Annotated in this window: 11 protein-coding genes; all 11 read right to left on the bottom strand. The window is 34.9% G+C overall.

Annotated features, from left to right (window positions below; genetic code table 11):
• Nucleotides 1-59: 59 nt before the first annotated feature.
• Nucleotides 60-1,283 (bottom strand): Bcr/CflA family multidrug efflux MFS transporter, encoded by a 1,224-nt coding sequence (locus ACWNMZ_RS06140; protein WP_251629867.1) that lies wholly within the window; start codon nucleotides 1,281-1,283, stop codon nucleotides 60-62.
• Nucleotides 1,284-1,471: 188 nt separating this feature from the next.
• Complete coding sequence (locus ACWNMZ_RS06135; protein WP_251629865.1) at nucleotides 1,472-2,908, bottom strand: DHA2 family efflux MFS transporter permease subunit; 1,437 nt, start codon at nucleotides 2,906-2,908, stop codon at nucleotides 1,472-1,474.
• Nucleotides 2,909-2,938: 30 nt separating this feature from the next.
• Nucleotides 2,939-4,336, bottom strand: a complete 1,398-nt coding sequence (locus ACWNMZ_RS06130; protein WP_251629863.1) for an amidase — start codon at nucleotides 4,334-4,336, stop codon at nucleotides 2,939-2,941.
• Nucleotides 4,337-4,415: 79 nt separating this feature from the next.
• Complete coding sequence (locus tag ACWNMZ_RS06125; protein ID WP_031537944.1) at nucleotides 4,416-4,598, bottom strand: hypothetical protein; 183 nt, start codon at nucleotides 4,596-4,598, stop codon at nucleotides 4,416-4,418.
• A gap of 32 nt (nucleotides 4,599-4,630) precedes the next feature.
• Nucleotides 4,631-5,257 (bottom strand): cysteine hydrolase family protein, encoded by a 627-nt coding sequence (locus ACWNMZ_RS06120; protein WP_031537945.1) that lies wholly within the window; start codon nucleotides 5,255-5,257, stop codon nucleotides 4,631-4,633.
• A gap of 31 nt (nucleotides 5,258-5,288) precedes the next feature.
• Nucleotides 5,289-6,287 (bottom strand): ABC transporter ATP-binding protein, encoded by a 999-nt coding sequence (locus ACWNMZ_RS06115; RefSeq protein WP_251629861.1) that lies wholly within the window; start codon nucleotides 6,285-6,287, stop codon nucleotides 5,289-5,291.
• Nucleotides 6,288-6,292: 5 nt separating this feature from the next.
• Entirely contained in the window at nucleotides 6,293-7,195 is a 903-nt protein-coding gene (locus ACWNMZ_RS06110; RefSeq protein ID WP_031537947.1) for an ABC transporter permease, read from the bottom strand.
• Nucleotides 7,196-7,207: 12 nt separating this feature from the next.
• Nucleotides 7,208-8,152, bottom strand: coding sequence for an ABC transporter permease (locus ACWNMZ_RS06105; protein WP_031537948.1), 945 nt, complete (start codon nucleotides 8,150-8,152; stop codon nucleotides 7,208-7,210).
• Nucleotides 8,153-8,194: 42 nt separating this feature from the next.
• A complete protein-coding gene (locus ACWNMZ_RS06100) occupies nucleotides 8,195-9,751 on the bottom strand; it encodes an ABC transporter substrate-binding protein (RefSeq protein ID WP_449598389.1) in 1,557 nt (518 codons plus the stop codon).
• A gap of 76 nt (nucleotides 9,752-9,827) precedes the next feature.
• Nucleotides 9,828-10,817: an ABC transporter ATP-binding protein gene (locus ACWNMZ_RS06095; RefSeq protein WP_031537950.1), complete on the bottom strand. Its 990-nt coding sequence runs from the start codon at nucleotides 10,815-10,817 to the stop codon at nucleotides 9,828-9,830.
• Between the two features lie 23 nt (nucleotides 10,818-10,840).
• Nucleotides 10,841-12,268, bottom strand: a complete 1,428-nt coding sequence (locus ACWNMZ_RS06090; RefSeq protein ID WP_251629854.1) for an amidase — start codon at nucleotides 12,266-12,268, stop codon at nucleotides 10,841-10,843.
• Between the last annotated feature and the right edge of the window lie 157 nt (nucleotides 12,269-12,425).

Below are 12,425 nucleotides of genomic sequence, written 5' to 3'. Positions count from 1 at the left end.
AAAAAAAACAGGCACTTTCTCATTCGAAAGTACCTGTTTTAAAGAAAAGATATATTTCATTAATTATGCGTAACATGCTTTGGTGTATTCACTTTTAAAGAAGCTTTTCGCACTAATACAAAGTAGGATAAGAAAGCTAATAAGCTTGATGCGAAGATGATAACTCCCATCGGTAGCGCTGTATATTCTCCGCCAATTCCTACTAATGGTGCAGTTAATGAACCTAGTAAAAATGGTAATAAGCCTAATAATGCAGATGCACTTCCTGCCATATGTCCCTTTGTTTCCATTGCTAAAGAGAAGGATGATGTACCAATTATACTGATAGAAGTGACGAATAGGAAAATCGGGATTGCAACAGCTAGTAATGGTGCATGTAATAAAATCGCAATTACTAACAAAATAGAAGCTGACATAGAAAGAACTAAACCACTTTTCAAGAAGGTTTTCTCCGAAAATCTAGATAATCGACCAACAATTTGTGTTCCAATAATTAAGCCAACCCCGTTTATTCCAAACAATAAACTAAAGACTTGAGGGGAAACACCATAAATATTTTGGTAAACAAAAGAAATACCAGATACATAGGCAAAGATTCCTGCTGTGGTAAAGCCTTGTGTAAATGCATAACCGGCAAATTCACGGTCTTTTAATAAGGAACCGAAATTCATGACTACTTGTTTCATATTGCTTGGTACACGTTTTTCAATTGGTAACGTTTCTTCTAGTTTAAAGGAAACGACTACAGTCAAAATGGCGCCAACACATGTTAAAACAAGAAAAACCACTTTCCAATTTGCAAAGGAAAGAATAGCCCCGCCGATAATTGGCGCCACAATTGGTCCAAGGTTTCCAATCAACATCAATGTAGCAAAAAACTTTGTTAGTTCTCTTCCACTATAAAGATCTCGAACAACAGCTCTTGAAATAACAAGACCACCTGCCGCTGCAAATCCTTGTATGAATCGTGAAACAATCAACATATAGATATTTGGCGCTACCGCACAGACTAATGAAGATAATAAATATAAACCGAGAAAAATAAGCAATGGTTTTCGACGGCCCTGTACATCACTCATTGGCCCAATAATTAACTGGCCTAAACCTAATCCTAATAAGCAAGTCGTTAAACTAACTTGCACAAGAGAGGCACTCGTGTGAAATTCCTCAACAATCGTTGGAAACGCAGGTAAATATGTATCGATTGTAAATGGACCTAATAGGGATAATGATCCCAACAGAAAAGCAATTTGTAGCCTTTTAGTATTGGATATTGTGTTCAATTTTCTATCGCCTTCCTACAATAAATTTTCTATATTCTTTCGAATATGAACCCAAAAAAATGCTTCTTTCAAAGAAGGAAGCATTTGTTGCTTTACATATTGTATTACGAATCCTGAAATATTTCACTACTTATGCACTTATTTTTTTAATATTTTGTGGGACAGGGGGTCAGACCCCCTGTCCCATCTTATCCTAATTTACGTAGCGACATATTATTTATTTTTTTGTTCTTATAGCTCATTTTTAAAGAGAATGGTATGAGCAGTAATATTATTATACTCATAATTAAAAAGGATTGTTGTATTGATAATATACCAGCTTCTTGTTCCGACATATGCTCCATATATATAATCCGCCTAGTTTCAAAAAACATAGAAAACAACACAATTGTTATCGCTCCAATAAGTTGTCTTATTACGTTATTCATTGACATTGCCCGAGATACTTGGAATTCAGGTAATGCATTTAATCCTGCTGTAGTAGCTGGTGTGTTTATAAACCCTATACCAAATCCCCTAATTATTAATAAGGTAATTAATAACATCTCACTAATATTACCAGCAGTTAGACCTAAAATGAAGGTTACACTTGATAACAGTAATATACCTAGTGGCAAAATAAATCTTACACCACTTCGATCTAATATTTTCCCACCTATCGTCATTGCTATGCCCATCACAATTCCTTGTGGAAATAAGATAAAACCTGTTGCCAGAGCGCTAAAATGGAGAACTTCTTGTAAAAGTAAAGGTAATAATAATACACCACTAAAAAGACTAGCCGTACAAACTGCTACAATGATGGTACTATTAGTAAAAATGGAATTTCTAAATATTCTCAAGTCGATTAAGGGAAACTTTGTATGTAATTCAGTATAGATAAATAATACAAATCCAATACATCCTACTAAAATTAGACATATAGTCAACCAATTATTTTCTGTAAAGCCATAAGGAATTCTATTAATCCCTAACGTTAAGCATACAATACCTAAGGTAATACATAAAAATCCCATCATATCAAACTTAAGCTTCTTTTTCTGCCACTTTTCTTTAATAAAGTAACTAGTTGAAAAGATGCAAATAATGCTTGTAGGAATATTCATTGCAAATAGCATTTTCCAAGAGCTATACTCTAAAATTAATCCCCCGATTGTTGGTCCTATAGCAGGTGCCATCATCGCTGCAACACCCCATATTCCTGTAGCAAATCCTCTTTCCTCTTTCGGAAAATAACTAAATAATATGGAAATGCTCAAGGGCATTACAAGACCGCCACCAATTCCCTGAACCACTCGAAACATAACTAATGATGGAAAGTCCCAAGCGATAGTTCCTAATAAGGATCCACATAAAAACAATAACATACCAAGTATATATACTAGCTTTCGAGTAAATAAATCAGCAATATACCCGGATAATGTCATTGTTACCATCATGGGTATCATAAAACCAACAATTACATTTTGTGCCTCCGTTGCATTAATATCAAACATATGCATAAAAGACGGAATAGAAATATTTAATATACTGTTATTTAATATTACACTGAATGAACCTAATAGCATGGCAATCAAAACGCCATGCTTAGTCTTTCTAGTTTCTACATTCGTTTCCTCATCCAAACTGCTCTTCCTTTCATTTGCTTGCTAGAATCACCCTTCCCAAAGTACTTCATTAGGCAGGACTTTATAATATTCTTCTTGTTGCTCAAATACTGAACCTATTGATAAAACTTCACCTTCAGAATAAGGAGAACCTATAATTTGAAGGCCAATTGGCAGATTTTCTTTTGAAAAACCACATGGCAATGACAAAGCAGGTAAACCTAAAATATTCGCAATAAAAGTAAATTTTCCACGCCAGAATGAAACCTCTTTTTCATATAATTCTATTTCAGGAGCTACATCAGGAAACGTTGGTGTCAAAATAACATCTACTTTATTAAATATCTCCTTAAATTCTTGCGATATCTTTTTTCTATACCTTTGTGCTTGAATATACGATTCAGCTGTATAGAATTGCCCTATTTCAAAAGCTGGTCTTAAATCAGGACCATAACCATCTGCTTTTCCCTCAAGATTATGCATATGAAAGGAGTACGCTTCAGAGGTTAAAATTGTATTATGTGCCTCTCTTAATCTATTCAAGTTAGGTATTTCTAAAGGTATAATTTCAGCACCATAATATTCAAAAGTTTTTAAGGCCTTTTTGAAAAAAATTGCTGTATCCTCATGGAGAGAATCAAAGATATACGAAACTGGAACTCCTAGCTTTTTCCCCTTTAAGCTTTCATTTTTATTAAATCCATTGATATTCCATTTTGAATGTTTATAGGATGATTCATCTTTTACATCATATCCTGAAATAGCTTCTAGAAGAATTGCGGCATCTTCACATGTTCTAGTTAAGGGACCAATATGATCTAATGTCCAAGATAGGGGAGTTACACCATGTCGGCTAACTCTACCATAAGTTGGTTTTAGACCAACAACACCACATAAACTGGCAGGCATGCGAATAGACCCACCTGTATCTGTCCCTATAGAGGCAAGCCCGAATCCAGCTTGAACCCCTGATCCAGAGCCAGAACTTGATCCGCCAGGTACTCTATTTAAATCCCAAGGGTTTTTCGTCCATCCATAGTGCGGATGTGGGCCCTTATAGGCAAATTCATGTAAATGAGCTTTCCCTATGATAACAACACCTGATTCTAGTAATTTTTTTGTTACTGTTGCATGAGTAGCTGGAATATATTCAGGATTAACTCTTGAGCCATTTGTCATTGGTATATTTGCATAAGCAATGATATCTTTTAGGGAAATAGGAATTCCATGTAATGGACCTTTGTAGTCCCCATTTATAATATCTTTTTCCGCATTTTCTGCTTGTTTCTCTGCAATGTCTGTCATTAAGGTAATAAAAGTATTTAGTTTACTTTCATATTTATTAATTCTTTTAAGCATATTTTTTAATAATTCTACAGGTGATAATTCTTTACTTTTTAACTGCTCACCAATACTTGCAATAGTCATTAATTGAACGGTTTCCATTTTCTAATTCCCTCTTTCTAAATGGATTCTATTAAAAAACTATGCTTTCCATTACATACTAATGGAAAGCATTTTCTTCTTACTCTGGAGAATACACAGGTGCTGGCTCTAAGGCTAATGGAAATTCTTTTGAAACTTCTCTAAGACCATCAAGTACAGGTTGTAATCCTATTGCGTAAACTTCTAATTGTTTTTCTAAGGCTGGATCAAACGTTCTACCATTTATTTCAACACTGATATTCTTTAATAATTCTAGATTCATTTATAACACGCTCCCTATTTTTAAATAGACTATTAAACCATTGATTTTAACTTAGACCAGTAATTAATTATTTCAGTTGTCTCCAATGCCATTCCAAAATTATTTTGAATATTAGCAAATGTAGCTTCATGTAATGCCGGAATATACCCAGCACTAGCATCCTTAACTACTGTTACATGGTAATCGAGCATAAATCCGTCTCTTGCTGTAGATTCCACACAAACATTAGTAGCAACCCCAGTTAAGATAATAGATTTGCAATTTAAATTTCGTAAAATCATATCTAAATCTGTCCCTATGAATCCACTATACCGATGCTTTTCTACAATGATATCCTCTTCTCTTGGAGAGACTTTATAAAATTCTGTTCCCCAGGATCCCTTTTTGCAAATATCTAATGGGTCCGTATATCCTGCTGGTCTTGGACGATTAGTCCATGCATCTGATATCGTATGTTCATCTTGTGTCATTTGAATAAAAACAATGGGGATATTTATTTCTCTCGCATTCTCCATTAATAATTCTACCTGTGGAATAATTTCTTGAGCTCCCGTTACATCACGCCCCATTTTAGAACAGGCACCTTCTTCATGACAAAAATCATTTTGAATATCTACTAAAATTAGCACCGTTTCATTTGGATTTAGATATTGCTTCATAATTAATCCTCCTTATTATCTTTATTTCTACTTAAAGTAGTACTTTTTCTCTCGAGCTGCTTTCATATAAAATACATGATACTTTTTGTCCTGTTCTTATTTCTATTTCTGGTGGGTACATGTTTGAACATTGTTCAATCGCATGAGGACATCTTGTTCTAAATCTGCAACCCGATGGTGGATTCATCGGACTTGGTAACTCTCCTGTAATAGGTGAATTATTTAATGTAGACACTCCTACTTCCATAGATGGAACAGAATTTAATAATGCTCTTGTATAAGGATGATTTGGTGTTTCATATATTTGATTAGCAATACCTTTTTCTACTACTTTCCCTAAATACATGACCATTACTTCATCACTTATATATTCCACTACATTTAAATCATGTGAAATAAACACTAAAGATAAAGAAAATTCAGTCTTTAATTCTTGCAACAAATTCAGTACTTGTGCTTGTACAGACTTATCTAAAGCCGAAACCGCCTCATCTGCAATAATAATTTCTGGCTCTAAAACCAGAGCTCTTGCAATAGCTACACGTTGCCTTTGCCCACCACTTAAACTACTCGGATATCGCGTTGCGTATGATCTCGGTAATCCAACTGCCTCTAGATAATAATTTGCTTTTTTTCTCGCTTCCTGCTTAGAGACTCCATTTTCCCATAAACTAAATGCAACATTATCTATTATTGTTAACTTCGGATTTATGGAGGAATAAGGATTTTGAAACACCATTTGTATTTTTTTTCGAACACTTTGTAACTCCGCTCCAGATAAAGTCAGGATATCTTTTCCTCTAAAAAGGACTTTGCCTTGATCTGGTTCTATAAGCCGCATTATTAATCTAGCCAATGTTGATTTTCCACAACCCGATTCTCCTACTATTCCAATTGTTGATTGTTCTTTTAAGGAAAACGATACATCATGTACTGCTGATACAGCTCCCTTAGTCTTACCTAACCACCCCTTAATTGGAAATGTTTTCTTAAGTTCCACTGCTTCAAGTATTACTCCCAATATTCTCACCTCTATTATTCTTTGATTTCTAATGCATCCCTCAATCCATCTGACACTAAATTAATTGCTAAGGCCGTAATAAAAATAAATAACCCTGGGATGATAGTTAGTAGGGGATTTATAAATATTTGTTGTTTCAAATTATTTAACATAATTCCCCATTCAGGATTTGGTGGAGATACACCCAAACCTAAGAAACTTAGACCGGACGCAAGAACAAGACTTATACTAATCTGTGTTGTACAATACACAAATAATCTACTGAATACATTCATAATGATGTGATAACGGATTATGGAGAAATTTCTTGCTCCACTTGATTTTGCAGCTTCTATAAATTCTTCTTCCCTCACCCCCTTTACTGCTGATTCTGCTATTCTAGCTACTGGGGGAATAAAAACGATAGAAATAGCAATAATTATATTATTTATTCCTTGTCCTAGTGCGGCAGAAATACCAATTGCTAGCAATATAGCCGGAAAAGCATAAAATATATCGAGTGTTCGCATAATGATGGTATTTAAAACGCCCCCAAAGTATCCTGCTACAATACCGAGAAAACTACCAATGAAACCAGCAATTAGTACAGGAACAATACCAGCTAGCAAACTAAGCCTTCCTCCATATAGGATTCTCGTTAACATATCTCTTCCTTGTTCATCTGTTCCTAAAATATGACCTTCTGAACCTATCACTAGCAATCTATCCGTAATCTCTCCTTCAAGAGGATCATATTGTGCTATTAATGGAGCTAAAAGGCAGGAAAAAATTATAATCAGTAAAACTATAAATGAAACAAAAGCAATACGATTCTTACAAAAAACCCTTATTACTTTTTTTGTTGTAGAATCCTCTTTTTCTTTTCTCGTTAAAATTGTTGTAGCAGTATTAATACGTTCAGTATTTTCTGTTATCATTTTTCTCCCTCCTTATGCTTGGCGTATTCTTGGATCAACAACAGCATGTAAAATATCAACGATAAGATTGATTAATACAAATAAAATACTTATTACTAGTACTCCTGCCTGAATAATAGGAAAATCCCTTTGACTTATCCCTTGATAGATTAACTGTCCTACTCCTGGCCAGGAAAATACTGTTTCAACCAATACAGACCCACCTATCAAATACCCTACTTGTAATCCTGCTACAGTTAAAATCGTTGGCGTACAATTTTTCAATACATGCATTAAGATAATAAAAGAACCTGCTCCTTTTGCTTGTAAAGTAATGATAAAATCCTTTTGCAAGAGATCTACTACTGAACTTCTAATCATTCTTGTCATTACTCCTAAAGTAGTCATTCCTACTGCTATGGCAGGTAGTATTAAATGAGTGATTGTATCACTTATGCCTCCCCCTCCAATACCTTTCATTCCTGCTGAAGGGAGCCAACCCAACATAACAGAAAAAATTCCTATTAAAATAAGTGCTGCCCAAAAGTTTGGAATACTTACACCTGTAAGACCAATAATATTTCCGAGAGAAGCTATCCATGATTTAGGATGATAAGCACTATAAACTCCAATTATCAAACTCAAACTGAAAGCAAAAACTGCTGCTCCAAAGGCTAATATAAAGGTATTCCCCAATGCATCAAATAATAAATCATTAACCGCTAACTGTTTAATAATAGACCTCCCGAAATCTCCTTGTAGGGTATTACCTATCCAACTAAAATACTGAACGACCAAAGACTTATCTAACCCTAGTTCTTGTTCAATTCTCTGACGGTCCTCTTCAGTTGCATCAGGTGAAAGTAACGAGTTTACAGGATCTCCTGGAACTATTTGTAGCATTAGAAATACAATAACAGTAACACCTAATAAAGTAGGAATCATGAGCAAGCATCTTTTCAGAATAAAACCAGCCATCTATTCACCTTCTTTTTATTATCTTTATAAATGTATCTTCAGTTATTCAATAGAAATAGTTTTTAAATCTGCAAACCATGATTGTGGTTGCACAAATCCTTTTACATTTTCTGATAACACTCTTAAATTTAGATCATGTACAACAAATATCCAAGGTGCATCATCAGCGACTATCTTTCCAGCTTCTTTTAAGTATTGATCCCTTTCAACTGTATCAAAGGTTTCACGAGCTTTCTGAATAACTTCATCTAATTCTTCATTCGAATATTCCATAATATTTGATCCATTTGGTATAAATGAACTTGTTGCAAAATAGCGGTCAAATACCCAAGGAGCAATTGGTGCTAAGGAAATATTATAAGCCCCTACTTCTCTATCATCTGGGAATCCAGCACGATACTCTGTAATTAATGTCTGCCACTCAATCGCTTCAATTTCCACATTAATTCCTACTTCTTTAAGATTTTTTTGAACAAATTCATTCATTTCTAATGGCCACATATTACCAGAACCACTAGTTGGTACAACAAAAGTTGTATCAAAACCATTAGGATATCCTGCTTCTTTTAGCAGTTCTTTTGCTTTTTCTGGATCATAAGTATATTGTGTAGCTTCTTCGTTATACCAAGGATGCCCCTCGTATAAAACTTGGGTAGCAGGTTTAGCAACACCATTTAATAAAGAGTTTGCTAAAGCATCGCGATCAATAGCATAATTTGCTGCTTGTCTCACCCTTACATCATTCCATGGTTCTTCTTTCAGATTTAACAAATATGGCCAAATGTGTGGATAGTCATTTAATAAAACTTGGAATCCCGATGACTTTAATTGGTCTATAGATTCTGTTGGAGGTATTTCTGCCCAGTTTACTTGGCCTGATTGTAATCCTGCTAATCTAGAAGAAGCATCTGGCATCGGCTTTAAGATAACTTGATCTACTTTCGGTATCTCACCCCAATAGGATTCATTTTTTTCCATCACCAACTCTTCCCCTTGACTCATGCTTACGAATTTAAATGGACCAGTCCCAGATGGGTGACTTACATAATCTTCCCCATATTCTTTTACTGCTTCCGTGCTAGGAATTAAAATAAACGTTAAATCATAGGGTAAAAAACTGTAGGGTTCCGTTGTTTTAATTTGAAAAGTATAATCATCAATTTTTTCGTAACTTTCTACATACTTTAAATAAGATAAAACTCCACCAGCAACACTTGAATTATAAAACTCTGAATCTGGATTACTTATTCTATCAAAGGCAAACACAACAGAATCAGCATTAAACGGGCTTCCATCATGGAATGTTACATTCTCACGTAAATGAAAAGTCCAAATAGTAGGATCCTCTTCAGATGTTTCCCATGACTCTGCTAATCCTGCAGTTATGTCTGCTGGTTGTTCACCTTGTGTTAAATCCCAACCTACTAAACCATCATATAGTTGGTGACCAACAAAACGATAACCTTCATACCCTTCCGTAGGTGTAGTATCAGGGCTTGGTATATTAGAAGCAGACATTGCAATTACTAAGCTTTGAGTTTCATTAGAACTTGTTGATTTATTCCCATTACATGCTGTTAAAATTACTACTGCAATCATTACCAGTAAGATACATCTAAAGTATGATTTAGTATTATTAGGCCTCATATGATTTCCCCTTTATTGTTTGAATCAGTTAAACATGTACGATTTCTTTCGGTAACCCAGTATTTTCATATAATAAACAAGCGACTTCACTATCATTCGGCAATTTTTTCAAGTTTGGATTTAATGTTCTACAGGAATCCATTACATTAGGGCATCTATCAGCAAAAGCACATCCCTTAGGCATATTTGTTATTAATGGTGGCTTTCCATGAATAGCTGTTAGTGTACCTTTCTGACCTTGCCTAGGAGTTGCTGCAATTAATCCTTTCGTGTACGGATGGTTGGGTCTAGAAATCACTTGTTTCGCTTTTCCATACTCTACGATTTTGCCAGCATACATAACTGCTATATCATCAGCCATCTCTGCAGCTACACCGATATCATGTGTTACTAATACAATTGACATCCCATATTCAGCTTGTATTTGTTTAAAAAGGTTAAGGATTTGTGCTTGAATCGTTACATCCAAAGCAGTAGTTGGCTCATCTGCTAGTAATATTTCTGGCTGACAAGATAGAGCCATCGAAATAACAGCACGTTGTCTCATACCTCCACTCATTTCATGTGGATATGCTTTTACTCGTTGTTCTGGAGAAGGAATTCCTACTTTTCGGAAAAGCTCTATAACTTGTGCTTTCGCTTCACTTCGCTTTATTTTTTGGTGAGATAGAATAGTTTCTTCTATTTGCTTTCCTACTTTGTAAAGCGGATCAAACGCTGACAGAGAATCTTGAAAGATCATTGCTATTCTATTTCCTCTTATAGATTGAATGTCTTTTCTAGTCTTTTTTAACAAATCCTCCCCCTGATATTTAATGGAACCTTCTATAACTGCTCCAGGAGGAGTTAAGCGTAAGATGGAACGCAATGTTACACTTTTACCGGAACCAGATTCACCAAGTATTACCAGAGTCTTCCCTCTCTCAACAGAGAGGTTGACTCCTCTAACGGCAGGTACTAGACCCTCCTTGGTAGCAAAATTAGTAACTAACTGCTCCATTTCTAACACCTTTTCCATTATAAAATCGCTCCTTCCAATTTTTAAACGACTACTCCTCTATCAGATTTAGCAACTTCATATGCTTTCTCAAATGAATTGGCTGCTCTGAACACCAATAACTCTTCAAATGGTCGACCTTGTAATTGTAATCCTATTGGTAATCCTGATTCTGTAAAACCACACGGAACAGAGATTGATGGGTAACCATTAAAGTTACTTGGAGAAGTTCTAGCAAGTACTCCTAAATCTCTTGGATTTATTTCTTTGTTTCCAAAAGTAATCGTTTCACAATTAATTGGAAATGCTGGAATAGCAGTAGTTGGTGCGAGTAGTAAATCAATAGTTTTATATACTTCATTCCAATTCTCTTTCGTTTTTTGTCTTAATCTTTGTGCCTGTATGTAAGCCCACGCTGGAGTGTATTGTCCCATTTCTAATCTAGTACGTATATTTGTACCATATTCTTCATATCGTTCCTTTAAGAAACTAGAATGATAACTATATGCTTCAGCTGTAGTAAGGATACTTTGAAGTTGAACTGACTCAGATAAAAACGGAAGTTCTACTTTTACAATGGTTGCCCCCATTTTTTTAAATAATGCTATGGATTCACGAACATTCTTATCTACTTCTGGATCTAAATTTTCAAAATAATATTCTTCGCAAATTCCAATTGTTACACCTTCTAAGGAAAGGTTATCTTCTGTAAATGCTTCAAAGTAATTTGGAACTTCTTTTTTTGATGAACTAGCATCCTTTGAATCATAACCAGCCATTACAGAAAGAACGGCAGCAGTATCCCATGTTGTTTTTGCCAAAGGACCTGCATGATCGAGAGACGAACTTAACGGTAATACTCCATTCCTACTTACTCTCCCATAAGTTGCTTTGATTCCAACTACTCCACATAACGCTGCTGGTATCCTAATGGAACCACCTGTATCTGTACCTAATGAGAAAATAGAACTTGATGCTGCTACAGTTGCTCCTGACCCACCACTAGATCCACCAGGAATCATGGCCGGATTCCACGGGTTACCAGTTGGCCCAAAATGTTCATTTTCATTCGTTCCTCCGTAAGCAAACTCATGTAAATTATTTTTACCTACCAAGATAGCTCCTGCGTTATTCAATTTTGATACAGAGGTCGCATCAAAATCTGGTACATAATTTGAAAGGATTTTAGAGCCAGCTGTTGTTTTAACTCCTTTGGTTGTATACAAATCTTTGGCTGAATATGGTATACCATGCAGTACTCCTTTATAATTTCCTTTTAATATTTCCTTTTCTGCAATTTTGGCTTTTTCTTTTGCACTATCCTCTAAAACGGTAATAAAAGCATTAATATTAGGCTCTGTTATCTCAATTCTCTCGATGCATTGATTGACTAACTCAACTGGCGATACCTCCTTATTCCTAATTAAAGGGGCTAACTCCTGAATTGTTTTTTTCATTAGATTTTCTTTCATTACATTCCCTCCGTTTTTAGAATATTCTGTTTCTTGTAATTACTATAATAAATTTTATGGTAATAGTGGTAATAGAAAAAAACTATGGATAACAATATTGAAAAATACTAAATTTTCTGATAAGTTATATGATAAGTATGCATAAATATACAAAAAT

It is taken from the genome of Niallia sp. Marseille-Q9988 (genome assembly GCF_976954375.1).
This window is presented reverse-complemented; position numbering and strand designations above follow the sequence as displayed.

What these genes read in the sequence shown, in the direction of transcription:
- ACWNMZ_RS06095 (WP_031537950.1), bottom strand. Translation starts at nt 10,817, where the DNA reads ATGGAAAAGGTGTTAGAAATGGAGCAGTTAGTTACTAATTTTGCTACC.
- ACWNMZ_RS06130 (WP_251629863.1), bottom strand. Translation starts at nt 4,336, where the DNA reads ATGGAAACCGTTCAATTAATGACTATTGCAAGTATTGGTGAGCAGTTA.
- ACWNMZ_RS06125 (WP_031537944.1), bottom strand. Translation starts at nt 4,598, where the DNA reads ATGAATCTAGAATTATTAAAGAATATCAGTGTTGAAATAAATGGTAGA.
- ACWNMZ_RS06105 (WP_031537948.1), bottom strand. Translation starts at nt 8,152, where the DNA reads ATGGCTGGTTTTATTCTGAAAAGATGCTTGCTCATGATTCCTACTTTA.
- ACWNMZ_RS06090 (WP_251629854.1), bottom strand. Translation starts at nt 12,268, where the DNA reads ATGAAAGAAAATCTAATGAAAAAAACAATTCAGGAGTTAGCCCCTTTA.
- ACWNMZ_RS06120 (WP_031537945.1), bottom strand. Translation starts at nt 5,257, where the DNA reads ATGAAGCAATATCTAAATCCAAATGAAACGGTGCTAATTTTAGTAGAT.
- ACWNMZ_RS06110 (WP_031537947.1), bottom strand. Translation starts at nt 7,195, where the DNA reads ATGATAACAGAAAATACTGAACGTATTAATACTGCTACAACAATTTTA.
- ACWNMZ_RS06100 (WP_449598389.1), bottom strand. Translation starts at nt 9,751, where the DNA reads ATGATTGCAGTAGTAATTTTAACAGCATGTAATGGGAATAAATCAACA.